Origin of the sequence: Collinsella aerofaciens (assembly GCF_005845035.1) — a bacterium.
GTDB classification, from domain to species: domain Bacteria; phylum Actinomycetota; class Coriobacteriia; order Coriobacteriales; family Coriobacteriaceae; genus Collinsella; species Collinsella aerofaciens_I.
Genome location: NZ_SPFO01000017.1, coordinates 16,715 through 40,032 on the forward strand (window position 1 = coordinate 16,715; position 23,318 = coordinate 40,032).

At 58.9% G+C, this 23,318-nt stretch carries 21 protein-coding genes; 3 read left to right on the forward strand and 18 right to left on the reverse strand.

From position 1 onward, the window contains the following. Positions 1 to 86 precede the first annotated feature (86 nt). From FGQ67_RS07905 to ileS, 11 genes are all read right to left on the reverse strand, one after another. Positions 87 to 1,496: an AI-2E family transporter gene (locus FGQ67_RS07905; RefSeq protein ID WP_138341168.1), complete on the reverse strand. Its 1,410-nt coding sequence runs from the start codon at positions 1,494 to 1,496 to the stop codon at positions 87 to 89. Then, complete coding sequence (locus FGQ67_RS07910) at positions 1,493 to 2,284, reverse strand: RNA polymerase sigma factor SigF (protein WP_118237452.1); 792 nt, start codon at positions 2,282 to 2,284, stop codon at positions 1,493 to 1,495. Before FGQ67_RS07910 ends, FGQ67_RS07905 begins: the two co-directional genes overlap by 4 nt. Before the next feature lies 1 nt (position 2,285). After that, positions 2,286 to 2,663: an ATP-binding protein gene (locus tag FGQ67_RS07915; RefSeq protein ID WP_171025261.1), complete on the reverse strand. Its 378-nt coding sequence runs from the start codon at positions 2,661 to 2,663 to the stop codon at positions 2,286 to 2,288. Beyond that, positions 2,656 to 3,246 carry a hypothetical protein gene (locus FGQ67_RS07920; RefSeq protein ID WP_138341172.1) on the reverse strand — a complete coding sequence of 197 codons (591 nt, stop codon included), beginning with the start codon at positions 3,244 to 3,246 and terminating at the stop codon, positions 2,656 to 2,658. Before FGQ67_RS07920 ends, FGQ67_RS07915 begins: the two co-directional genes overlap by 8 nt. A gap of 95 nt (positions 3,247 to 3,341) precedes the next feature. Beyond that, complete coding sequence (locus FGQ67_RS07925; RefSeq protein ID WP_171025262.1) at positions 3,342 to 4,691, reverse strand: replication-associated recombination protein A; 1,350 nt, start codon at positions 4,689 to 4,691, stop codon at positions 3,342 to 3,344. A 60-nt stretch (positions 4,692 to 4,751) separates the two neighbouring features. Continuing rightward, positions 4,752 to 5,999: a deoxyguanosinetriphosphate triphosphohydrolase family protein gene (locus tag FGQ67_RS07930; protein WP_138341176.1), complete on the reverse strand. Its 1,248-nt coding sequence runs from the start codon at positions 5,997 to 5,999 to the stop codon at positions 4,752 to 4,754. A 31-nt stretch (positions 6,000 to 6,030) separates the two neighbouring features. Then, positions 6,031 to 6,453 carry a prepilin peptidase gene (locus tag FGQ67_RS07935; RefSeq protein WP_138341178.1) on the reverse strand — a complete coding sequence of 141 codons (423 nt, stop codon included), beginning with the start codon at positions 6,451 to 6,453 and terminating at the stop codon, positions 6,031 to 6,033. An 81-nt stretch (positions 6,454 to 6,534) separates the two neighbouring features. Continuing rightward, a complete protein-coding gene (locus FGQ67_RS07940; RefSeq protein ID WP_022094595.1) occupies positions 6,535 to 7,830 on the reverse strand; it encodes a glycosyltransferase family 2 protein in 1,296 nt (431 codons plus the stop codon). An 82-nt stretch (positions 7,831 to 7,912) separates the two neighbouring features. After that, the gene (locus FGQ67_RS07945) at positions 7,913 to 8,926 is read right to left on the reverse strand and encodes an RluA family pseudouridine synthase (RefSeq protein WP_138341180.1); all 1,014 of its coding nucleotides are present in this window, start codon (positions 8,924 to 8,926) and stop codon (positions 7,913 to 7,915) included. Continuing rightward, entirely contained in the window at positions 8,926 to 9,453 is a 528-nt protein-coding gene (gene lspA / locus FGQ67_RS07950; RefSeq protein WP_249934429.1) for a signal peptidase II, read from the reverse strand. The genes FGQ67_RS07945 and lspA overlap by 1 nt, the downstream gene beginning before the upstream one ends. Positions 9,454 to 9,747: 294 nt before the next feature. Then, positions 9,748 to 12,525, reverse strand: coding sequence for an isoleucine--tRNA ligase (ileS, locus tag FGQ67_RS07955; protein WP_212746025.1), 2,778 nt, complete (start codon positions 12,523 to 12,525; stop codon positions 9,748 to 9,750). Positions 12,526 to 13,034: 509 nt separating this feature from the next. Here ileS and FGQ67_RS07960 point away from each other — a divergent pair. After that, on the forward strand, positions 13,035 to 14,123 hold the full coding sequence (locus tag FGQ67_RS07960) for an iron-containing alcohol dehydrogenase family protein (RefSeq protein WP_138341186.1): 1,089 nt from the start codon (positions 13,035 to 13,037) through the stop codon (positions 14,121 to 14,123). A gap of 46 nt (positions 14,124 to 14,169) precedes the next feature. Here FGQ67_RS07960 and FGQ67_RS07965 read toward each other — a convergent pair whose 3' ends face one another. Together FGQ67_RS07965 and ftsH are read right to left on the reverse strand one after the other, a co-directional pair. After that, entirely contained in the window at positions 14,170 to 14,625 is a 456-nt protein-coding gene (locus tag FGQ67_RS07965) for a 2-thiouracil desulfurase family protein (protein ID WP_138341219.1), read from the reverse strand. Between the two features lie 81 nt (positions 14,626 to 14,706). Then, the gene (gene ftsH, locus FGQ67_RS07970) at positions 14,707 to 16,599 is read right to left on the reverse strand and encodes an ATP-dependent zinc metalloprotease FtsH (RefSeq protein ID WP_171025263.1); all 1,893 of its coding nucleotides are present in this window, start codon (positions 16,597 to 16,599) and stop codon (positions 14,707 to 14,709) included. 145 nt (positions 16,600 to 16,744) lie between these two features. On the opposite strand from ftsH, the gene FGQ67_RS07975 reads away from it, so the two are divergent. Beyond that, positions 16,745 to 16,888 carry a cob(I)yrinic acid a,c-diamide adenosyltransferase gene (locus FGQ67_RS07975; protein ID WP_249934430.1) on the forward strand — a complete coding sequence of 48 codons (144 nt, stop codon included), beginning with the start codon at positions 16,745 to 16,747 and terminating at the stop codon, positions 16,886 to 16,888. Between the two features lie 22 nt (positions 16,889 to 16,910). Here the strand turns inward: FGQ67_RS07975 and FGQ67_RS07980 are convergent, their stop codons facing one another. From FGQ67_RS07980 to thyA, 4 genes are all read right to left on the reverse strand, one after another. Beyond that, on the reverse strand, positions 16,911 to 18,260 hold the full coding sequence (locus FGQ67_RS07980) for an MATE family efflux transporter (protein WP_171025264.1): 1,350 nt from the start codon (positions 18,258 to 18,260) through the stop codon (positions 16,911 to 16,913). 125 nt (positions 18,261 to 18,385) lie between these two features. Beyond that, positions 18,386 to 19,300 (reverse strand): TrmH family RNA methyltransferase, encoded by a 915-nt coding sequence (locus FGQ67_RS07985; protein ID WP_138341190.1) that lies wholly within the window; start codon positions 19,298 to 19,300, stop codon positions 18,386 to 18,388. 109 nt (positions 19,301 to 19,409) lie between these two features. Beyond that, a complete protein-coding gene (locus FGQ67_RS07990) occupies positions 19,410 to 19,928 on the reverse strand; it encodes a dihydrofolate reductase (protein WP_138341192.1) in 519 nt (172 codons plus the stop codon). 9 nt (positions 19,929 to 19,937) lie between these two features. Next, entirely contained in the window at positions 19,938 to 20,786 is an 849-nt protein-coding gene (gene thyA, locus FGQ67_RS07995; protein ID WP_138341194.1) for a thymidylate synthase, read from the reverse strand. A 166-nt stretch (positions 20,787 to 20,952) separates the two neighbouring features. Between thyA and FGQ67_RS08000 the strand changes: the two genes are divergently transcribed. Next, positions 20,953 to 21,717: a DUF134 domain-containing protein gene (locus tag FGQ67_RS08000; protein WP_138341196.1), complete on the forward strand. Its 765-nt coding sequence runs from the start codon at positions 20,953 to 20,955 to the stop codon at positions 21,715 to 21,717. A 116-nt stretch (positions 21,718 to 21,833) separates the two neighbouring features. Here the strand turns inward: FGQ67_RS08000 and ffh are convergent, their stop codons facing one another. Then, on the reverse strand, positions 21,834 to 23,309 hold the full coding sequence (gene ffh, locus FGQ67_RS08005) for a signal recognition particle protein (RefSeq protein WP_138341198.1): 1,476 nt from the start codon (positions 23,307 to 23,309) through the stop codon (positions 21,834 to 21,836). Positions 23,310 to 23,318: the final 9 nt, after the last annotated feature.

Here is a 23,318-nt window from a genome sequence, read left to right on the forward strand (position 1 = left end):
AAGTGCAAAAAAGAGGGCCGGCACAATGCCGGCCCTTCAGCGAAATTGCATGTTAGCGCGTATGAATATTAATCCGAATTACCCCGCTAGTTGTCATCATCGTCCATGGAGCCGTCGATGCCGGTTTTGGTGTCGTCGTCCGAGGTGGAGTCATCGTCCTTGGCAAAGGGGTTCTTGAAGAAACCCGTCGCATCGGGCTGCATGCCCGAGAGCTTGATCCAGGGATTATCAAGCTCGGGCTTGGGCATTGCCTGGGCCTCGGGCGCAGTCTCGTTGCCGATGAGCTCGGACTCGTAAATGAATGTATCGTCTCCAAGCGCGTCATAGGCGGCGACCGGGTTGCCCTCGGCATCACGATACGGCGTGCCCTTAAACACGGCGCCGTCGTATGCCACAAGCTGGCGGCCGGTCTCATTCTCAAAGTAGTAGACGAAAATGCCCTTAAGGGCTGCGCACAGCGGAATGGCAATGATCATGCCAATGGGACCCATGAGCGCCGAACCAATAACGAGCGCCGTGAGGCTCATGATGGGATGCACCTGCACCGAGCTCTGCATAACCTTAGGCGAAATCACGTTATCGGTGACGTTTTGCGCGACCATCGTCACGACGAGCGTCCATAACGCCAACATGGGGCTGAACATGAAACCGAGCACTGTAGCGATTGCGGCGCTCACCCAGGGGCCGACGACCGGAACCAAATGCATGATACCGGTAAAGATGGCCATAAGCGCCGCATACGGATGACCGATGATCATAAAACCGATAAAGGCGAGGAAACCGCCGCAGATGGACGTCACGACCATACCGCGCATATAGCCGCCCACTGAGCGCGACAGAATGGCGACCATAAAGCGGTACGAGGTCTCCTTTTCCTGTCCGATAATGGTGCAGATCTCGTGGTGCATGCGAGGGTAGTCGCAAGCCATCCAATAGGCAAGCACCAGGCCCAGGAAGATGACGAACAACTGCGAGGCCGTGTTGGTAATGAGCGGAAATACACCGCGACCGAGCTCGGCAGCGATTTGCGAGACATACTTCGACGCCACGGTAACCAGCGAAGAAAGATTGTCGTCCAGATACTCCTTGAGCGGCGTGTTGTTGAGCGTCTTGGCGTGTGAGATCATCTCATTGAGGTCGCCGCCCGCAACGCGAAGCTGCGCGGGCAGACGGCTCAGGACTTCCATAATCTGGCCGAACAGAATCGGCGACAGGATGCAGACGACGCCGACGAGTACCGCCACAACCACGATGAGCGCGACAAGCGAACCGATGCCACGACCGACGCCGTGATGCTCGAGCCAGTTAGTGATCGGCGACATCACAAAAGCAATGATAGAACCGACAGCGAGAAACTCGATAACCGGCGCCAGGATGCCCATAAGGTTAAAGATGACAGCGGCGATAACGATGCAACCGACGACGGCCCAAATGCGAAGCGTCAGAATGCGGGTATCGCGCAGTATGCGGTCGGATTGTTGGGGGTGCTCATTCATGAACGAACCATCACTCCGTCGGGGTCAATCTTGTCTTGAATCTTCTTAAGGGTACGACGAAGCAGGCGCGAGACCTGCACCTGCGAGATGCCCAGCTTCTTGGCAATCTCAATCTGGGTCATGCCCTTCACAAAGCGCAGCTCGATAACCTCACGCTCGCGCGGCGAGAAATCGCGAATGGCCTCCTCGATCACCAGGCGGTCATCGGTAAAGTCGAGCTCGTTGTCATCATCGGCATAGCGGTCGAGAATCGAAGGCGCATCGTCGGAATCGGACGCACCGGGGGCCTCGATGGGCACCGAGGTGTAGGCCGAGGACGATTCCATAGCTTCGAGCACCTCGTCGACGGTCACGCCCAGGTACTCGGCGATTTCCTCAACCTTGGGCGAGCGCTGCAACTCGTTGGTAAGCTTGTCGGTGGCCTGGTTGACCTTAGCCGAGAGCTCCTGAAGACGGCGCGGCACGCGCACGCTCCAGCCCTTATCGCGGAAGTGGCGCTTAATCTCGCCCAGAATGGTGGGCGTGGCAAACGTGGTGAACTCGAGGCCACGCTCGGGGTCAAAACGATCAATCGCCTTGAGCAGGCCCAGATAGCCAACCTGCATCAGGTCGTCGAGCGGCTCACCGCGATTCTTAAATTTGTTGGCAAGAAACCTTACCAGGTTCATATGGGACATGACGAGCTGCTCGCGAGCATCCGGATCACCGGTCTCTTTATAGCGACGAAACAGCTCGCGGGTTTTCTCCTTGTCCCAAGCGGTCTTACCGCTCCGGGAACGTTCGGTCATATTAGATATCCGCCTTGAGGTCGAGGGAAAGCGTCAGGGGCGCCGAAGTCTTTTCGTAGGAATCGCACACGCTCGCCAAAATGAGCTCGGCATATACGGCAGCCTGGTCATCTTCGTCGACAGTTGCCTGATCACCAAAGGTAAAGGTCATGCCAACGTGAGACTCGTCGACATCGAACCTGATCGTAATGTCATCGGAATCAACCGCCGTGCAGCCAAAGATGAAGGCTTCCTCGGCAGCCATACGGATGTCCTCGATGCGATCGACGGACATAGAGCACAGCGCGCCAACGTTGGCGGCCGTCATACGCACCAGGCGCGCCAGACGTGGGTCACCGGCAACGGTCAGCGTAATGGGGCAGGTTGCTTCGCTACTCATCACAGGACTCCTCGGAAGTCTGGGCGGGTGTGTAGGTGTAATACTGAGTCGGCTTGCCAACAGGCTTCTGGCCATCATCGTCGTCCGCGGCGGCCTCGTCCCCGGCTTCGCCAATCAGGACGCGCTCGGTCGACTGCTCGGCTTCGGCCGCAGCGGAAAGCTTGCGCTCGGCGTCGGCTGCGGGGGCTTTCACCTTATTAAAGAGCTTTTGCACGGCGCCTGCCGCAGAATCAGTCACGCTCGACACAGCATTGCTGGCCTCGGCCATGCTGCCCGTAACCTCGGAAATATCGCGGACAACCGCCTCAACCTCGACGAGATTGGAGGTAAGGGCATCAACTGCCGTCTTGCTCGACTTAAGCAGCGGCTCCATCCTGGCAAGTGCCGGCGTAAGCTCGTCGACAGCGCCGTCGAGTTTTGCCACCACCGGCTGTGCCTCGGCAATGGTGTTGTTGAGGTCGTTCACGGTCTTATCGAGCGAGTCGACAACGTTGCGGGTCTTGCGCAGGGTAAGCGCGAGCTCAACGATGGCCCACACGCCGGCAATGGCAAGCACCAGCAGGGCGATTTGAATGGGACTCATACAAGCCTCCCGGAAAAATCGAAATACAGACGCTGTTCATGGTACCCCAAAGAAGGGGAAAGATACCCAAGGGGAATGTGGGTGGTGCCAATGACCTACTTGGGCGAGTTACCGCTCCGGTCGCGTTCGCTTTGCTCCACACGCCATTCTTCCCAGCCGCGGCCCGCAGGCTGCCAGAACGCGCCGCGCTCCAACCCCTCGGGCAAATAGCGTTGATCGACCCAGCCTTCGGGATAATCGTGCGGGTATTTGTATACACCGTACTCGTCGCTGCCGGGACGGTGACGATCGCGAAGATAGCTGGGCACCTCGCGCAATCCGCTGTTATGGATATCGGCAAGCGCCGCATCGATCGAAGCCTCGCACGCGTTGGATTTTGGCGCCAAGCACACATAGAGCGCAGCCTGAGCCAGGTTAATGCGGCACTCGGGATAGCCAATGACCTCGGCAGACTTAAACGCGGCATGTGCCACCAAAAGCGCCTGCGGGTCGGCGTTGCCAACGTCCTCAGAAGCATGAATCATAATACGGCGTGCAATAAACTTGGGATCCTCTCCCGCGTCAATCATGCGCGCAAGCCAGTAGACCGTGGCATCGGGGTCGCTACCGCGCATGGACTTAATAAACGCACTGATGATGTCGTAGTGCATGTCGCCGTTTTTGTCATATGAAAACCCGCGACGCGGGTTGGCAATCTTTACGTCATCCACGGTGATGGGATAGCGCTCCCCCGCCGCCGGCGCCGGCGTTCCCTCGGTATCGGGACGCGTAACGGCAATCTCGCTCGCCAACTCGAGCGTCGTAAGCGCCGAGCGAGCATCGCCCGCAGCCAACGTGCAGATGGTCTTAACCGTATCCTCATCGGCCGAGAACTTACCGTTCAAACCCTGCGGCGCCTCGAGTGCACGCTCGATCAGCGTGGCGATATCCTCGTCCTTAAGATGCTCAAGCTCCACGACGCGACCGCGCGACAACAATGCCGAGTTGACCTCAAAGTACGGGTTCTCCGTCGTGGCGCCAATCATAATGACGGTACGGTTCTCAACCGCATGCAGCAAGGCATCCTGCTGCGACTTAGAGAAGCGATGAATCTCGTCGATGAAAAGAATGGTTCGACGGTCATAGGTATTCAGACGCGACTTGGCCTCGTCAATCACGCGGCGCAAGTCCTTTACGGTGCCCGTCACAGCGCTGACCTCGACAAACTCACTCTTAGTATGGTTGGCGATAATGTGGGCCAGCGTCGTCTTGCCCGTACCGGCCGGCCCATACAGAATCACACTCGACAGCACGTCATGCTCAATCGCGGCACGCAACCATGAGCCCTTACCGACGGCCTTTTGCTGGCCCACGTACTCATCGAGTGAATTGGGTCGCATGCGCACCGCAAGCGGTGCATTCTGAAAGGAACGCTCGCGCGTCGAAGCAGAAAAAAGGTCGTCCATAGCCATCCCGTGCATCAATCAAAAACGTTTTCCACGAACAGTATACCGAATAAATACGAACTACCGTTCGTTAATATAAGTACGGTGCGGAAAATTCAGACCGGGGAACAGCTTGCTTGTGAGCTCGCAGAAATAGCCATCCGTCATGCTCGCAATGTAATCCACCACGGTTTGGTCCTTATCGTCCTGCCATGCATAGGTACGGTCGTAGTAAGAAAGCTGCTGCTCAATGCGCGAAATGTGGTGCTTAAAGACGTAGGAGGACTCGTCTCCTTCGTTTATATCCTGCAGGCAACGGTCGTAAAGCTTTTCGAAGGCTTCGCGCAGCTCCGCCTCGGAGTCGCCTTCGATACCGCCCTTGCTATAGATCTTCTCGTAGTTCTCGCGCTTGGCACGGCGGATCTCCTCAAACAGGTCCTCGCTCATCTCGATGCGCGGCTTACCATAGCTATGCTCAACGATATCGATGGAGGCATGCGTGAGGATCCAACTATTGTAGGCACCGCCCCGGCCATCATCAAAAGCGTCGGGCGAAAGCAGGCCCGCCGCGATCGCATCCTGACGGTCACGACCGACGTAGGCAAGGATATCCGAGATGCGGACCACACAGCCTTCGAGCGTCATGGGACGCAGGTGCTCAATAGCGCCATAGCCCGTGGCGATACAGTCCTCAACCGTCTGATCGAACTGGTCAAAGGAGCCCATGTCCGAGAGCTCAAACACACGCTGCTCGTACTCGCCGTTATGGCATAGCACGCCGTCGAGCGTCTGGAGCGACACGTTGCGGCCGTACAGCGCGTCGAGCACGCGGACCGACTGCACGTTATGGAAAAAATAACGCCCCGTACGCTCATGATAGATATCGTTGAGGAAGCGCTCGCCCGCATGGCCAAAAGGCGTGTGTCCCAAGTCGTGACCCAGGCCAATCGCCTCGATCAAATCGCAGTTGAGCCCCAGGGCGCGACCGATATCGCGTGCAATGCGCGAGACAAGCTGCACATGCAGACCGCGGCGCGACAGGTCATCGTTACTGCGAAAGCTAAAGACCTGCGTTTTGCCTGCATAACGCGTGTACGCCGGAAGATGAAGAATCTTTTCGGTGTCGCGCATAAACGCCGGACGCATAAGCGTGCCTTTGTCGGCGGCGCGATCAATACGACGAATGACCTGGTAGCCGTTACAACGATACGGGTTGACATAGCCCGAAGCGCGATCGGCGGCAATGCGCTCGACAAGTTCGGGCGACAACGCCGAGGGAATACGGTCCATGCGCGCCTTAATGACGGCCGTTTCTTGATTAGTTGCCATGGCATGCTCCTTAAGAAGGATGCGCAATCGGTTACAAAGTGCAGCCCACAACCTCGATTATGGCAAAAATCGGCACCAAAAACGGGAGCAATGGCAGGGAGCGCGATTTTGTGATGACGCAGGAGAGGGCAAGGACCAGGAGCGCGACGGCAAATGCCACGATGCCACCCATAGGGTCGAGCGTGCAAAGCGCGAAGAGTGCTTTGGCGTCCCCCATGCCAATGCCCGAGGTTTGGCGAAAACGACGCCAGAGGGACTCAGTCAGAACAAGGGCAAGGTAGACGATGACCGCAAGACCGGCATGGTCAAGCGCCGTGTTAACGCCTTTGTCGAGCCAAACGCCCACTAACGCCGTCACCGCACACGCACCGGCAAGCTCATTGGGAAAACGTCGCTGACGGGCATCAATCGCCGCGCCGGCAAAGATGCAAATCCAAAACGGGATATAAAACATCGAGTACCTCCTCGAGTTACATCGCAAAAACAAAAACCACCACACAGGTGCCTGTCCCCTTTGTGGTGGTTTTGGTGGTGATTATTTGGCGCCTTGCATGACCTCGTCAAGGGTGACGTTGACGGCGTGCTGCGTCGGCACCCAGTCGACCTTCAGGAACAGCGCAGCCACCGTGATGGGGATATAGCTGAACATAAAGATCGGGAAGGTAAACAGGTTAGTCACCAGACGCCACTTTTGCGCGCAGTGAATGTGCTTGTACTCAAAGATAGTCGTGAGCAGCGCCAGGATAAAGAACGTCTGATACATCATGGCGAAGGTCATAATGAGCGAAGCGGCGCACGCCTGCATCTCGACTTCGGTAGCCAAGAAACCATGCGAAAGCCCGCCCACGATCAGGAACGTCGCGTTGGCGAGCATGGAAATCAGGGACAGCAGCATGCCCGGAGCGATAGTCATAAACATGTCATAGGCGGCAAAGCGATGATAGCGGAACGTCGATTTGACAAGATGCTTGCCATAGGTAAAAAAGACCTGGTAGAAGCCCTTGGTCCAGCGCATACGCTGCTTCCAGGATGCCTTGAAAGTCACGGGTTGCTCGTCAAAGAACTCCGCAGGCGCATAACCGATGCGAATGCCGTGAATGGCGCAGAACGTGGTGAACTGAATATCCTCGGTCAGCGTATGGAACTGCCAACCGTGCATGCCCTCGATAACGCTGGCGGAGATGAGGTAGCCCGAACCAGAGACAGCGCAAGAAGTCTTGCAGATGTTGCGCGCGTTATTGAGAAAGCGCGCCTCGCGCAGGTACCAGGTAGCATTAGCTGCCGAGATCCACGAGCTGCCAAAATTCTTGGAGTTACGATAGCTCGTGACCACATGGAAGCCCTGGTCAAAGGCATCGTTCATCTTGGAGACGTAATCGCGGGAGATGACGTTATCGGCATCGAAGATAAAGTAGCCCTCAAACGTGTCGGGATACTCGTTGAGAATGCGATCGAAACCAAAGTCCATGACCCAGCTCTTGCCCTTTCGGGCCAGGTCATTGCGCTCGTAAACAATGGCACCGGCCTCGCGTGCGAGCTGCGCGGTGTTGTCGGTGCAGGCGTCGGCAACGACAAAGACCTCGATAAGCTCGGACGGATAGTCCTGGTCCTTGATGGAGCGTACGAGATTGGCAATTACGGCTTCCTCGTTATGCGCAGCAATGAAGAAGGCATAGCGGTGAAGTTTTTTGGCCTTGGGAGGCGCGACCTCGCCACGAAGAGCGCCAATGACAAAGAAGACCACCTGGTACAGAAAGCAGACCGTGAGCAGCGTGACAACAATCTGGTTGAAGATCACGATGGGTGTGTTGGTTTGTAAAAAGGCGAGCATGCAGGCTCCCGAGAACGCGTTACGTAAACAACCGTATATCTTACCGCAGGCTTACCGAGTTCAAGAAACCACCTAATACTGGCTAGGCTTCGAGCAGACCGAGCTGCGGAACGATTTCGTCGCCGGCAGCGGTGCGGCCAAGCGAGCGCGGGGCCAGGTCGTCAAGAACCGCGGCGAGATCCCACGGTAGCTCGTCGCGGCACTCAATGCGCTCCCCCGTCACGGGATGGTCGAATGCAACACGCCAGGAATGAAGGAATTGCCTGGTCAGACCCTGATCGGCGCGTACATCGCACTTGCCGTAGAGCGGATCGCCCACGCAGGCGTGGTTGATATGGCGCATATGCACGCGAATCTGATGTGTGCGGCCCGTAAACAGGTGGCACTCGACGAGCGTATAGCCGTCGTCAAAACGCGTGGAATCGAAGCGCTCGAGGACCTTAAAGGTCGTAATGGCCTGGCGCGCGAAAGGATCGTCCGAAACCGCCATCTTGACACGGTCACGCGTAGAACGGGCAATGCCGGTGTTAATGGTGCCCTCATCCATAGCGATATGTCCGTGAACGAGCGTGATATAGCGACGATCGAGCGTGCGCGTGCGAATGAGATTTTGGAGCGCGCGCTGCGTGTCGTCGTCCTTTGCCGCAAGCATGAGGCCCGAGGTATCTCGGTCCAGTCGATGCACGATCCCGGGGCGGTCCTCACCCTGCACGGTACCAAGATGGTCGATGCCACAGTGGTAGACCAGAGCGTTCGCAAGGGTGCCGCTCTCGTGGCCATGGGCGGGATGGCACACCAGGCCGCGCTGCTTGGAGAGCACGATGAGGTAGTCGTCCTCGTAGCGGATATCGAGGGGAATGGCCTCAGGACTCACGTCAGTCGGATCGTGAGGCTCGGGCAGGTCAACCGAGATGCGGTCACCGGCGCGTACGGCATACTTTTTTGACAGACAGGTCTCGCCGTTCACGATTACGGCGCCGCCCTCGATCAGATGCGCGCAGGCAGAGCGCGTGGGGCAGCCGTCGTTGGCACCCAGAAAGGCGTCGAGACGCTGGCCAGAGCAATCGTCGGCAACAAGAATATGGATGTCGGCCATTAACGCTCATTCCTTTCGCGAATCTTGCGGGCACGCTCCCCACGCTGCTTGGCTTTGCGCTTGGCGCGGGCCTCATCACGTGCATTGAGCTCGGCAGTCGCATCGACTTCGCGGGCCGCAGGGCTCAAGAACATGTAGCCGATGAGGGCAAGCACAACGCCTACGGTGATGCCGATATCGGCCACGTTAAAGACGGGAAAGTCGATGAAGGTGGTGGCAATAAAATCGGTCACAAAGCCAAAAGCCAGGCGATCGATCGCGTTGCCAATGGCGCCACCCACGACCATAGCCATGCCCACAACCTCCAAGCGAGCAAGCTGGGGCGTGCGAAGCAAGTACACGGCAATGGCGACAATGACCGCAAGCGCCAGCAAAGCGAACGCAACGCCATGCCCCTCGCCCATGCTAAAGGCAGCACCGATATTACGGACAAACATAAAGTCAATGACACCGGGGATGACGGTCACATGCAAAGCGTCGCCCACGGCACGAACCGCAAGCTTGGTCAGCTGGTCAAGAAGCAGCACAACCAGCGCCACCCCACCAGCAACACCCAACCGCCAACGCAAAGGCGGCGTCATATCCCCAGCACGACCCAAATCAATCCCCTACCCTCAAGAACATCGAATTCCGTTTAACGCAATTAACCATCTTATATTGCCACACGCAGAGCGCACGACATATTCGCTAACGCCAGATAAATAACCAGCATAAAAAGAAAGCGGCATTCCGAAAAACAGAATGCCGCTTTTATTCAGCGGAGCAATTGGGCCGAAGGCGTCCAAATTCTCCCAATAACTAAAATGCCGAGTTACCGTGCCTTAAAGGGCATTCGCGCAGCGTTTGCAGATATGCGCGTGGCCGTTGTACTCGCCGACGGTGGTGCGATAGTTCCAGCAACGGTCGCAGCACTCGCCCTCGGCTGCCTCGATGGCAACGGAGAGTTCCTCGCCCTGGGTCAGCTCAACATCGGAAACAATGTAGAACTCGGCCAGGTCGACAGCCTTGTCGCCGGTCAGTAGCGCGTACATCTCGGCGGGAACGACCGCCTTGACGCGGACCTGCTGGCTCTTGGTGAAGGTACCGGCGGAGCGGGCATCCTCAAGGGCCTTGGTCACGGCGCTACGGAGCTCGAGTGAAGCCTCGAGCACGCCCTCAAACTCATTGGCCTCGTCGAACGTGATGGGCGACTTGTACCAATCGAGCAGCGCGGCGTACTTCTGGTGATCGACGCAGCCGGCGGGCGCATAGGCCATGGCCTCGTCGACCGTGTAGGACAGGATCGGCTGAAGGTCGCGCATGAGCATCGAGAAGAGCTCGGCCAGCACGGTCTGGGCGCTGCGGCGCTCGAGCGAGCCGGGCTTCTCACAGTATAGACGGTCCTTCAGGGCGTCGAGATACACGTTGGAGAGCTCGGTAACCACGAAGTCGTAGAGCGCACGGTAGGCGCGCGGGAACTCGTAGCTGGCGTAGGCATCGTCGACCTCGGCCTGAACCTGGGTCAGACGGGCAACCATGAGCTTGTCGAGCGGCAGCAGGTCGGCAAAGGCGACGCCGTCGGACTCGGGCTCAAACTGACCCTCGAGCTCGGAGAGCAAGAAGCGCAGCGTGTTGCGGAAACGGCGATAGGCATCGGACGTACGAGCGAGAATCTCGTGGTCGATGGAGACGTCAGAGCTGGTGTCGACGGAGGCAACCCACAGACGGATGATGTCAGCGCCCATCTCGTCGCAGACCTTGTTGGGGTCGATGACGTTTCCGAGCGACTTGGACATCTTGCGGCCCTGGCCATCGAGGGTGAAGCCCTGCGAGACGACCGCCTTGTACGGAGCATGGCCGTTGGCACCCACCGAGGTGAGCAGCGAGCTCTGGAACCAACCGCGGTGCTGGTCGGAGCCCTCGAGGTACACATCCGCCGGATACTCCAGCTCGGGACGGTACTCGCAGACGGCCTTCCAGGAGACGCCGGAATCCCACCACACGTCGAGGATGTCCTTATCGGCCTTGAGGTGATGGCCGCCGCACTTGGGGCAGACGCAGGCCTCGCCCAGGTAACTCTCGGGAGCGTCGGTGAACCAGGCGTCGGAGCCCTTCTCGTGGAAGAGCTTGATGACGGCGTCGAGCGTGGCGTCGTTCATGACCTTCTCGCCGCAGTCGGCGCAGGTGTAGCTGGGGATAGGCACGCCCCAGTTGCGCTGGCGGCTGATGCACCAGTCGGGACGCTGCTCGACCATGGCGCCGATGCGGTTGGCGGCGTGGGCCGGATACCACTTGACGTTCTCGCGGACCTCCTTGCCAGCCTGCTCGCGCAAGCCGGTCTTGTCCATCGAGACAAACCACTGGTCGGTAGCACGGAAGAGCACCGGGTGCTTGCAGCGCCAGCAGTGCGGATAGCTGTGCGTGATCTTCTTCTCGAGGACCAGGGTGCCGCGCTCGCGCAGGAACTCGATGATATGCGGGTTGGCCTCGTCGGTATCCATGCCGCTGAAGGGGCCGCCGGTACCAAACTCCTCGCCGGTGTAGAACTTGCCGTCGTCATCGACCGGCATGCAGATGTCGGTGATGCCCTCCTTGAGGCAGGCGAAGTAGTCGTCGACGCCGTGGCCGGGCGAGTTGTGGACGATACCGGTACCGTCATCGACACCGACGTAATCGGCCAGCAGCGCCACGCCCTCGACACCGTCGAAGATCGGCTGCTTGTAGTGGATGTGGTGGAAGGTCTCGGCGGGAACCACGTAGGGCTTGCCGTCGACCATGACCGGGGTGTACTCCCAGCCAAACTCCTCGCAGCACTTGGGAGCCAGGTCCTCGAGCATGACCTCGGCGCGACCGTCGTGCTCAACGGCGACGTAAGCGGCGCCGGGCTTGAGGGAAACTGCCTGGTCGGAGGGGATGGTCCACGGCGTAGTCGTCCAGATGATGAAGTCAACCGGGCCGTCGAAGTTCTCGAGGCCGGCGGGCTTGGAGGTCATCTCAAAGCGCACGAAGATGGACGGGCTCGTTTCGTCGGAGTACTCGATCTCGGCCTCGGCCAGCGCGGTGTGGCAGTGCTTGCACCAGTGAACCGGCTTGTGGCCGCGATAAATCATGCCCTTATCGAACATGGCCTTGAAGACCTCGATATCGGCGGCATCGTGCTGGTGATAGAGCGTCAGGTAGGGGTTGTCCCAGTCGCCAAGCACGCCCAGACGACGGAAGCCGGCCTTCTGCAGCTCGATGTTCTCGACAGCGAACTCATTGCACAGCTCACGGATCTTAGCCGTGGAAGTCTGGTTGAACTTCTCGGTGCCGAGCTTCTCCTCGACCTTGTGCTCAATCGGCTGGCCGTGGCAGTCCCAACCGGGGACATAGGGGACTTCGCAACCCTGCATCATCCAGTAACGGTTGATCATGTCCTTGGAGATCTTGTTCATGGCGTGGCCGATGTGGATCGGACCGTTGGCGTACGGAGGGCCGTCGTGCAGCACGAACTTCTTGTGACCCGCGTTCTTCTTCAGAACCTGCTCGTAGACCTTGTTGTCCTGCCAGTCCTTGAGTCGCTTGGGCTCGGACTTGGAAAGACCGGCACGCATGGGAAAACCGGTCTTGGGCAGATTCATCGTCTGCTTGTACTCGTTTGCCACGGTACCCCTTTCATGTCGTGGGCGCGCACGCCCGTTGGGCACCAAAAAAGCGCCCGTCCCTACAAGCTGGGACGAAGCGCCACAAAACGGGCAAGTGCCCGCAAAAGCTCTTCGCTTAACCACCCAGCTTAGATGCCCTCGCCCGCGTCGCCGCGCGCTCGCATCCGTTACTCGGCTGGCCTGTATCGACGACCATCTCGGCGATGTCTACTAAGACGTGCCTGTGCGGCATATCCGTTGGGACCGCAGCTCCGGGGTGATTTTCATCGGTCGCATGCACGGGCTCTCAGCACTCCCCGCTCTCTGTGGCATGCGGATGGCCGACTACTCGTCCCCATCAACGCTTATGCGGAGTATGCTAGCACGTTCCGCGCCAGCGAAAAACCCTCAACATTGGTTTTATACGTTCGAAATTTCTCGCGGCTGTGGACCTTCTCTTGGAGCAAAATACCTGAAAGCACTTTATCGAACGAAAGAAGGCACCTATGCGCACGATTGGAATGAGCGACTACACCGTTGGCGAGGATTGCTTTGACGAGCTGCCCGGCGCGCTTGCCGAATACGGCGCGACCAAGGTCGCAATCATCGGTGGCAAGCGGGCACTGGCCGCAGCACTGCCGGGCATCGAGGCGGCACTTGAAGGTACCGATGTCGAGATTCTGGAGACGCGCGTCTACGGCACCAACAGCACGCGCGCCAATATCGCCAAGGTCGTGAACTCCCCCGCTTGCCAGCAGGCAGACGTGCTTATCGCCTGTGGCGGCGGCAAGGCGCTCGACACCGTCAAGACAGCGGCCATCGAGCTCAAGAAGATCGTCTTTACGGTGCCGACGATCTGCTCCAACTGCTCCGCCGCTACCGCCATTGCCGTTGTCTACAACGACGACGGCTCGCTCGAGGGCTATTCGTACCCCAACCGACCGGCGCACATCTTCATCAATCCCAAGATCATCGCCGAGGCTCCGGCGGAGTACTTCTGGGCCGGCGTGGGCGACGCCCTGTCCAAGCAGCCCGAGGTCGAATACGCCACGAGCGCCGGCAACCTGGAGCACACCGCCGGCCTTGGCCTGGCGCTTGCCCACACCTGCTCCGAGCCGCTGTTTACCTACGGCGTCCAAGGTCTTGAGGACGTACGCCAGAACCTGTCGAGTGAGGCCGTCAAGCAAATCGCGCTCGATATCGTGGTCAACACGGGCTATGTCTCGAACCTGACCAACCAGAACGATTACTACTACAACTCGAGCGTGGCACATGCGTTCTACAACGCCACGTGTAGCATTCCGCGTGAGGGCACCTACCTGCACGGCGAGGTCGTAAGCCTGGGTGTGCTCGTGCTGTTTGCCTATACGGGAGACACCGAGAACCTTGAGCGCTACGCCGCCTTTAACAAGCAGATGGGCCTGCCCGTGACGCTTGAGCAGGTCGGCCTTACCGAGAGAGATATCCCGGCCCTGTGCGAGTTCGCACACGCCACCAACGAGTGGAAGCAAGGCAACCCGGAGCCCTTCACCGACGAAAAGTTCGCCGCCGCCATCAAGGCCGCCAACGCCTACGGCCACTCTATCCTGGCCTAACCGACCAAAACCGCCACAAAGGGTACAGTACCTTTGTGGCGGTTTTTTATTGCTGTAACATGCTCGAGTCGAATTCGCTTGCCGGGATCACGCGGTAGCCGTGGCGCAGGAGCAGGTCAACGAAGACACCGTTACCCGTTGTGAGCGTGCCGCTGAAGGATCCGTCGTAGATATGGCCCACGCCGCACGACGGACTGCGATCCTGCAAGACGCACGCAGCAATCTCGGACGGGCCGCCCGCCTGCTCACACATATCGAGCGCACGTTGAGCACCCAGGCGAAACTCGCGATTAACCGAGATGCCCTCGCTGGTACGAACCTCGCCGTTAACGATCTCGGACGGCTTGCGCGGGGTGGGCAGACCGCCAAAAACCTCGGGGCACACCAACAAGACCTCAGTCCCCGTGCGTTCGCAGGCCTCGACCAACGCGCGATGATAGTTGTCGAGCCCGTTATACTTGCAGCTCTCACCCATTAAGCAGGCGCTCACCACGATCTTCATTTCCATCCCTCTCAAGCAAAACGCCCCATTTGAGAAAGCTGCTCAAATGGGGCGTCGGCGTTTACTGGCTCGACCGCGGCTTTACTGTTGCTTGGGCATCAGCGGATTCTCGCGCGTGAGGAGGTTCATGAACTCCTCACCCGTGATGGTCTCCTTCTTGTACAGATAACGAGCCAGCTCATGGAGCTTGAACTTGTTCTCCTTGAGGATCTGCAGGGCGCGATCGTGCGCGTCCTCGATCAGCTTGGCGACAATCGCGTCCACACGCTCGGCCGTACCGGGGGCGCAGGTGAGCGACGTGTCCTGGTTAAGGTACGCATTCTGAACGGTACCGAGTGCCATCATGCCAAACTCATCAGACATACCAAAGCGCGTCACCATGTTACGGGCGAGCTTGGTGGCCTGCTCGATATCGTTGGCGGCACCGGTCGTCATCTCGCCAAAGATGAGTTCCTCGGCCGCACGGCCGCCGCAGTAGACGGCAAGCTTGTCCAAGACCTCCTGGCGTGTCGTCAGGAAGCGCTCGTCCTCCTCGACCTGCATGGTATAGCCAAGAGCACCGCTCGTGCGCGGCACGATGGTGATCTTGGTAACCGGCGCGGAACCCTTTTGGCGGGCAGCGACGATGGCATGGCCGATCTCGTGGTAGGAAACGACCTGCTTCTCGTGGTCGGAAAGCACCGTGGACTTGCGCTGCTGACCGGCGATGACGACCTCCGCCGACTCCTCAAAATCGTCCTGGGTTGCACGCTTGCGACCCTCGCGAACGGCGCGCAGGGCGCCCTCATTGATGATATTGGCCAGGTCGGCGCCCGAGGCACCGGGCGTGGCGCGGGCAATCGCGGTCAGATCGATCGGCGGCTCGATCTTCACGCTCTTAGCATGCAGCTCAAGAATGTTCTTACGGCCGGTCAGATCAGGCAACTCGACGGGGATGCGGCGGTCAAAACGACCGGGGCGCAGTAGAGCGGGATCGAGACTGTCGGGGCGGTTGGTTGCGGCAAGGACAACGATACCCTTGTGGTTATCGAAGCCATCCATCTCGGTCAGCAACTGATTGAGCGTCTGCTCGCGCTCGTCGTTGCCGCTAAAGCCGCCGCCATCGCGCTTCTTACCGATGGTATCGATCTCATCGATAAAGACGATACACGGGGCCTTTTCCTTGGCCTGCTTAAACAGGTCACGAACCTTTGCAGCGCCGCGACCAACAAACATCTCAACGAACTCAGAGCCCGAAATGCTAAAGAACGGAACACCGGCCTCGCCGGCAACAGCCTTGGCAAGCAGGGTTTTACCGGTACCCGGAGGGCCGACAAGGAGAGCACCGCGCGGCAGCTTTGCGCCGATCTCCTCGTAGCGTTGCGGCTTCTCCAGAAAGTCGACGACCTCCTTGAGGGACTCCTTTGCCTCTTCCTGGCCGGCGACGTCCTTAAAGGTCACGCCCACGTCCTTGGAGGCGATCACGCGCGCGCCGGACTTACCCAGTCCGCCGCCGCCAAAACCGCCGCCGCCAAAGTTCATCGACGGGCCGTCGTCACCCATGGCCTTCTTCATGCGGCGGTTGAGCCACCAACCGATGAGGAAGAAAATCGCCATGGGAAGAATGAGCGTAAGCAGGTAGTAGGTCATCAAACCCGAGTTTTTATCGGGAACGACCGACTCCAGCGAAGCGCCAGACTCAAGCACGCGATCGGTAAAGCCCGCATCATTCGGCACACCGGTCGTCTTATAGGCGATGTTCTCGTCCTCGCCCTTCTTGGTGTAATAAATCGAGTAATCGTCCGTGTTGTACTCTACCTTGTCGACGCTCTTCTTGTCGAGCGCTTTGACAAACGTCGAATAATCGGTCTTCGTAATCTGCTGCGTGTGACCGATGTTAGGGAACAGAACGGTCGAGAGCACGAGGTAGACGACGAAGGCGATGAGCACGTAGAGGATCATATTCCGTCTACGTTTGTTGTCATCCATCTCCATCTGCTTAAACTCCATCTACTGGGGTTGATAATGCTAACTAGAATACCCAACCCGGCCGGCGATAAACCGACGCCGGGCACGAAAGGATAGAGATGGCATCACTGGAAGTCGGCAAGGTTCAAATCTATACGGGCAACTGATCGCGATGAAACCCGACACCACAGAGCTCATACTGACCGGCCGCGGCTTGCTGCCCCTCGCCGACCTTGCCGACCTGGTCACCGAAATGCGCCCCGTCAAACACTACTTCGACGAAGGCCTCCTAGCCCGCCAAGGCATCGAATACTAATCATTGGGGACGTCCCGAATGGCTAGGCGGTGGCGCGGCCTAGCCAGTTGCCGCTGTGGTGGTAGATGGTGAACATCGTGGCCGTAATGAGCCACGTTACGGGGTAGACCAGCAGTAGATGCTCGAGCGACGGATCGAAAGGCATGATCGCAAACACCCAGATCACCCTCAAGACAACGGTGCCAAAGATGGTGAGCATCATAGGCTGCAAGCTCACACCGGCACCGCGAATGGAACCCGACGCGTTTTCGATAATCGAGAAGATCGCGTAGAACGGCGCGATGAAATGAAGAATCGTCGTGGTGTACGCCGAAATCGAAGCATCGTCGACAAACAGACGCGACAACGGACCCGAGAACACCAGCAGCACGGCAGACAGGCCACCAATGAGCATAAACGACAGCACGAGCGACGTATGGTAGCCCTTGCGCATGCGCTCGTAGTTGCGCGCGCCAAAGTTCTGTGCCGAGAACGTGGTGATCGACACGCCGAGCGCCTCGGTAACCATCCAGATAATGCCATCCAGGCGCCCAGATAGACCCCAAGCAGTCGTGACATCGGCGCCAAACGAATTAACCGACACCTGGATCAACACGTTCGAGATCGAATAGGCAGCCGATTGAAAACCGAGTGGCAGACCACACGAGATCATACTCTTGCAAATACCGCGATCGATGCCGAGCCTAGACAGCGAAAGACGCCATGCACCCGGAGCGCGCATCATGCGCAACACGATCATCGTTGCATTGGAGCAAATGGTCAGCGCCACTGCGATGCCACAGCCCAGCGCCTCCATATGCAACACAGCGACAAAGATGATATCCAGCACCACGTTAACCAGGCAGCCAGAGGCAATGATCACGGCGGGCCCGCGTGTGTCGCCCACGGCACGCAGCAGTGCGGTTCCCATATTAAGCAGCAGTGCCGCAACCATCGCGGCAAAATAACAGCGAGCATAGGCCACGCCCTCGGCCAATAGTTCATGAGGCGTGTTCATAAGCACCAGCATGGGCTCAACGAACACTATGCCAAGAATCGAGAAAACGATACCGCCCACCAGCGCAAGCGTCATGGCCGTATGGACCGAACGGCTCAGACGCTCATCATCGTGCTGGCCAAAAAACTGACCCGTGATAACGGCACAACCAGCGCCAACGCCAACGCAAAAGCCAATGCAGAGCTCGGTGAGGACCATCGTGGCTTGAATGCCGCCCAGCGCGAGCTTGCCGCCAAACTGACCGACAATATAGGTACCGATAAGCGTGTAGGCCTGCTGAAAAAACGAACTAAAAAAGATGGGAACGCACAGCGAAAGCAGCTGCTGCCAAATAACACCCTGCGTTACATCGATAGCCGTAGATTTCTTAGCCACACGCCCTCCCCACACGCATACGTCAAACAACAAAACAGCAATTTAAAACCAAAGCCAAAACCAGCTTAGCACCGACTGGCGGCGACCGAAACACCCCGAATTAGAGCGCGGTGCGAAATATCTGCCTAGTGATACAAACCCGGCTGGTAGTGATACTCATTGCTCACGTGCGGGCACAGCTGCCAAAAGGCGACGGCGCTCGCCGCGGCCACGTTGAGCGAATCGACCCCGTGCGCCATCGGAATGCGCACGGCGCGGTCACAGCCCTCAATGGTCTTGGCTCCCAGGCCGGCACCCTCGGTACCCATAAAGATCGCCAGGCGATCAATCTCCTGCAGCACGGGATCGTCCAACGACACCGAATCATCCGTCAACGCCATGGCGGAACACGAAAAGCCGGCATCGTGCAGCGCCGCCAGCCCATCATGCGGCCATACGCGCGCCTCACTGCCAATACGCGTCCACGGCACCTGAAACACGGTGCCCATGCTCACGCGGGCCGAGCGACGATACAGCGGGTCACAGCACGTAGGACTCACCAAAATGCCATCGACGTTCAGCGCAGCCGCCGAGCGGAAAATCGCGCCGACGTTGGTGTGGTCGACAATGCCCTCGAGCACGCACACGCGCACCGGGCGCTCCCCCGCCGCCTCGACGACGCCGCCCAAGAACTCGGCTACCGGAATCTGACGCGGGCGACGGAACGCCGCGAGCGCACCGCGCGTCACGTTAAAGCCCGTCAGCTGCTCCATAAGCTCCATCGAGGCCACGAACACGGGAACCGGGCCCGCACCTTCGCGTACCGCCAGGCGCTCAAACAGCGGCATCATCTGGTCGAGCCAGCGTTCGCCCAAAAGAAAGCTCACCGGCTCGTATCCGGCGCGCACTGCACGCTCGATGACCTTGGCACTCTCGGCGATAAAAATGCCCTTCTGCGGCTCCAGCACGCAGCGAAGCTCACGCTCGGTCAGTCGCACGTAGGCATCGAGCCGCTCGTCCTCGAGCGAATCGATTCGCAGCACCTCAACGGCATCAGTCATAGCAGCCTGCCCGCACCTTTCTTTACAGCAGATCTATACCAAACGAGACGACGCTAAGCGCCGCCCCATGCATTCAAATAACCCGATGATACCGTTCACGCCAGACGATTTACGCCTCAACGCGACGATACGTCACGAACTCATAATCGAGACCCTCGTCACCCTCGCCCGCGGCAATCGTGGCAACACCGCCACGCCTCGCAATCTCCCACGCGGGATCGGCATCCAGATCGGGAAAGTACGTATCCACGTCATGCACGCAATGGTTATGCGTAACCTCGGCCTCGACGCAATACGGCAAGAACTGTCGATACACCTCGCCGCCGCCGATCACCCACGCAACGGGTTCATCGGCTACCGCGACGAGCGCTTCGTCAACGCCATGCACCACGTCGACGCCCTCGGCAGCAAAGCTCTCGTCGCGGGTGAGCACGATATTACGGCGATTCTTGAGAGGACGCCCGCCGGGAAAACTCAACAGCGTCTTGCGCCCCATAATGACCGGGCAACCCTTGGTGCATGCCACAAAATGACGCATGTCGGCACGGTTGGACACGACCATGTCGCCCTCGCACCCAATACCCCAGTCATCGCACACGGCGACAATGGCAGAAAGCTTACACGTCATGCGCGTCACCTACACCGCGATGGGAATGTTCTTGACCTGCGGGCCGTGCTCGTAGCCCTCCACGATCAGGTCGTCGGTCGTAAACGCATAGAAATCGTGCACGTCGGGGTTCAGCGTTACCTTAGGCGCCGCAAACTGCGGGCGCTCGATAAGCTCACGGACGATATTGACATGACGGTCGTAAATGTGGGCATCGGCAATCACATGCAGCAGCTCACCGGGGATCATATCGACCGACTGCGCGACCATCATCAGCAAGATGGCGTACTGACAAACGTTCCAGTTGTTCGCGGCCAAAATGTCCTGGCTGCGCTGGTTGAGAATCATGTTGAGTGTGGGCTTATCGTCCTGCGGGCGCTGCGTGACGTTATAGGTCACGCTGTAGGCGCACGGATACAGGTGCATCTCGGACAGGTCGCTAAACACATAGGTGTTCGTCATAATGCGGCGGCTGTACGGCGTGTGCTTAAGATCGTACAGCACGCGGTCCATCTGGTCGAAATCACCCTCGGCATAATGGCTCTTCTGGCCAATCTGATACCCGTAGGCCTTGCCGATGGAGCCGGTCTCGTCGGCCCACTCGTCCCAAATATGGCTGTTGAGGTCATGGACGTTATTGGACTTCTTTTGATAAATCCACAGGATCTCGTCCATCGCAGACTTAAGCGCCGTCCGGCGCAGGGTAAGCGCGGGGAACTCCTCGCGCAGGTCGTAGCGTGCCGTAACGCCAAAGTTTTTAATGGTATAGGCAGGGGTGCCGTCCTCCCACACCGGACGGACCTTTTGGCCCTCGGTGGTGGTGCCATGGTCCAGAATATCGCGGCACATGGATACAAACTGTTGATCAGCCTTGCTCATTGACCCTCCTGTCAGTCGCCTACAAGCGAGATTCATTGTAGCCCAGGCGCACGCGGCCCCACAGCCCAAACATAAGCCCTCATTTTCTGACATATGCCAGAAATTCATTGCGCAAATCTGCACGTTCGCTATTCTATTGTTGACATATGTCAGATAAGGAGAGTGCATGGCAGGAAGACGCGAAAAATTGCGCCGCGTCGGGATCATCCCCGAATATCGCGGTTTTACCCCCGATGGCCTGGCGAGCGGCGATGCCATCAACATGACGGTCGACGAGCTCGAGGTCCTACGCCTATGTGACCTGGAAGGACTCAATCAGGAGGAAGTCGCCCAGTGCATGGGTATTGCCCGCGCCACGGTGGCGGCAATCTGCAGCCGCTCGCATCGCAAGGTGGCAAACGCGCTGGTCAATGGACGGGCAATCGTCATCGAAGGCGGCAACATCGCGTACTCCCCCATCACCACGACAACGACCGCATGGCCAGCAAAGGAGGTCGACACCGTGAGGGTGGCAACGACGTACGACAACGGCAACATCTTTATGCACTTTGGCCGCAGCGAACAGTTCAAGATCTACGACATCCAGGACGGCAAGGTGCTCAACGAGCAGGTCGTGGGCACCGGCAGCACCGGTCACGGCGCCCTGGCGGGCCTGCTCGCCAACGGCGGCGTGGACACGCTCATCTGCGGCGGCATCGGCGGTGGCGCTATCAACGCGCTTGCTCAAGCCGGCATCACGGTATACGCAGGTGCCCAGGGCAGCTGCGATGCCTGCGTCGAGGCCCTCATTGCCGGCACACTCGCACAGAACGGCGAGGCCACCTGCGACTGCCATGGACATGATCACGAGCACATCCACGAGCATGGCGAGTCCTGCGGCTGCCACGGTCACCACGACCATGACGGGCACGAAGGCTGCGGCTGCCACTAGCGGCAAGCACCTCGTCGAGAACGCGCTTCCACGCGTGCGACAACCAGCGAACAAACGGCGAAGGCCGCCTGGAATACCATCCAGGCGGCCTTCGCCATACACGACGCAACTAGTCGTTACTTCTTGTTGCGCATCTGCGCTTCCATCTGGCGCAGCAGGTCCATATCAGACTTGGGGCCGCCCGTTCCCAGGCCGCCCATGCCGCCCAGCTCCATGGCATCCAGACCGGGAATATTGGGCATGCGCATCTTTTTGCCCTTCTTACCCTTCTTGCCCTTCTTGCCGCCGGCCTGTGCCTGATTGGCCATCGTGCGCATGCGGCCCATCATCTTGTTCATCTCGCCCCACTGCTTCATAAGGCTATTGACCTCGGTGGGGGTCACGCCGGCGCCCTTGGCAATGCGGGCACGGCGCTGGCCGTTGATGATGGAAGGACGCAGACGCTCCTCCTTGGTCATCGACATGATGATGGCCTCGTTCTTATCGAAGATACCTTCGTCCAGGTTACCACCCATCTGGTTAAGCGCACGCTGGCCACCGGGGAGCATGCCCAGAATGCCCTTCATGCCGCCCATCTTCTTGACGGCCTTCATCTGGTCGAGCATGTCGTTCATGGTAAAGCCCTCGCGCAGCATACGCTCGGCAGCCTCGAGCTGCTCGGCGTCGGCCGCCTCCTGGGCCTTCTCGATAATGCCGACAACATCGCCCATGCCCAAGATTCGCTTGGCCATACGATCGGGATAGAACGGCTCCAGCGAATCGGGCTTCTCGCCCATGCTCACGAACTTGATGGGCTTACCGGTCACCTGGCGCACGGAAAGCGCGCCGCCGCCACGGGCATCGCCGTCGAGCTTGGAGATGATCACACCGTCAAAGTCGGTGCGCTCGGCAAAGGTCGAGACGACGTTGACGATATCCTGGCCGGTCATGGCATCGACGACCATCAGCACCTGATCGGGCTTGACGGCCTTCTTGATGTCAACGGCCTCCTGCATCATCTGCTCGTCGATCTGAAGACGTCCGGCGGTATCGACGATGACCACGTCACGCAGGTGGTCGACGGCCTCCTGAATGGCGCCCTTGGCGATGTCGACCGGGTGCGCACCGTCGCCTCGGAAGACCGGGACACCGATCTCTCCGCCGAGCGTGGCAAGCTGGTCGGCAGCGGCGGGACGGTAGACGTCGCACGCGGCGAGCAGCGGCGAGCGGCCCTGCTTCTTGAGCAGGTAGGCCAGCTTTACGGCCGCCGTGGTCTTACCGGAACCCTGCAGGCCCACGAGCATGATGACATTGGGAATGCGGTTGCTAAAGACGAGCTTGCTCTCTGTGGAGCCGAGCATCTCGGTGAGCTCGTCGAGCACGATCTTGACGACGTTTTGCGCCGGCGACAGCGACTCCATGACCTCGGCGGTCATGCAGCGCTCCTTGGTCTTGGCGACGAACTCCTTGACGACCTTGAAGTTGACGTCGGCCTCGAGCAGCGCCATGCGAATGTCGCGCATAGCCGAGGTGATATCGGCCTCGGTCAGCTTGCCCTTGCCGCGCAGGCGGTCAAATGTGTCGTTGAGGCGATCGCTCAGGGAATCAAACACTAGTCACTC

Excerpts from the sequence above, each read along its gene's own strand:
- thyA (WP_138341194.1), bottom strand. The coding sequence starts at position 20,786 with ATGAGCAAGGCTGATCAACAGTTTGTATCCATGTGCCGCGATATTCTG.
- FGQ67_RS08000 (WP_138341196.1), top strand. The coding sequence starts at position 20,953 with ATGGCAGGAAGACGCGAAAAATTGCGCCGCGTCGGGATCATCCCCGAA.
- FGQ67_RS07910 (WP_118237452.1), bottom strand. The coding sequence starts at position 2,284 with ATGACCGAACGTTCCCGGAGCGGTAAGACCGCTTGGGACAAGGAGAAA.
- ileS (WP_212746025.1), bottom strand. The coding sequence starts at position 12,525 with ATGAATCTGCCCAAGACCGGTTTTCCCATGCGTGCCGGTCTTTCCAAG.
- FGQ67_RS07985 (WP_138341190.1), bottom strand. The coding sequence starts at position 19,300 with ATGACTGATGCCGTTGAGGTGCTGCGAATCGATTCGCTCGAGGACGAG.
- FGQ67_RS07940 (WP_022094595.1), bottom strand. The coding sequence starts at position 7,830 with ATGCTCGCCTTTTTACAAACCAACACACCCATCGTGATCTTCAACCAG.
- FGQ67_RS07920 (WP_138341172.1), bottom strand. The coding sequence starts at position 3,246 with ATGAGTCCCATTCAAATCGCCCTGCTGGTGCTTGCCATTGCCGGCGTG.
- FGQ67_RS07965 (WP_138341219.1), bottom strand. The coding sequence starts at position 14,625 with ATGAAGATCGTGGTGAGCGCCTGCTTAATGGGTGAGAGCTGCAAGTAT.
- ftsH (WP_171025263.1), bottom strand. The coding sequence starts at position 16,599 with ATGGAGATGGATGACAACAAACGTAGACGGAATATGATCCTCTACGTG.
- FGQ67_RS07905 (WP_138341168.1), bottom strand. The coding sequence starts at position 1,496 with ATGAATGAGCACCCCCAACAATCCGACCGCATACTGCGCGATACCCGC.
- FGQ67_RS07935 (WP_138341178.1), bottom strand. The coding sequence starts at position 6,453 with ATGTTTTATATCCCGTTTTGGATTTGCATCTTTGCCGGCGCGGCGATT.
- FGQ67_RS07930 (WP_138341176.1), bottom strand. The coding sequence starts at position 5,999 with ATGGCAACTAATCAAGAAACGGCCGTCATTAAGGCGCGCATGGACCGT.
- FGQ67_RS07990 (WP_138341192.1), bottom strand. The coding sequence starts at position 19,928 with ATGACGTGTAAGCTTTCTGCCATTGTCGCCGTGTGCGATGACTGGGGT.
- FGQ67_RS07925 (WP_171025262.1), bottom strand. The coding sequence starts at position 4,691 with ATGGACGACCTTTTTTCTGCTTCGACGCGCGAGCGTTCCTTTCAGAAT.
- FGQ67_RS07960 (WP_138341186.1), top strand. The coding sequence starts at position 13,035 with ATGCGCACGATTGGAATGAGCGACTACACCGTTGGCGAGGATTGCTTT.
- FGQ67_RS07945 (WP_138341180.1), bottom strand. The coding sequence starts at position 8,926 with ATGGCCGACATCCATATTCTTGTTGCCGACGATTGCTCTGGCCAGCGT.
- FGQ67_RS07915 (WP_171025261.1), bottom strand. The coding sequence starts at position 2,663 with ATGAGTAGCGAAGCAACCTGCCCCATTACGCTGACCGTTGCCGGTGAC.
- FGQ67_RS07975 (WP_249934430.1), top strand. The coding sequence starts at position 16,745 with ATGAAACCCGACACCACAGAGCTCATACTGACCGGCCGCGGCTTGCTG.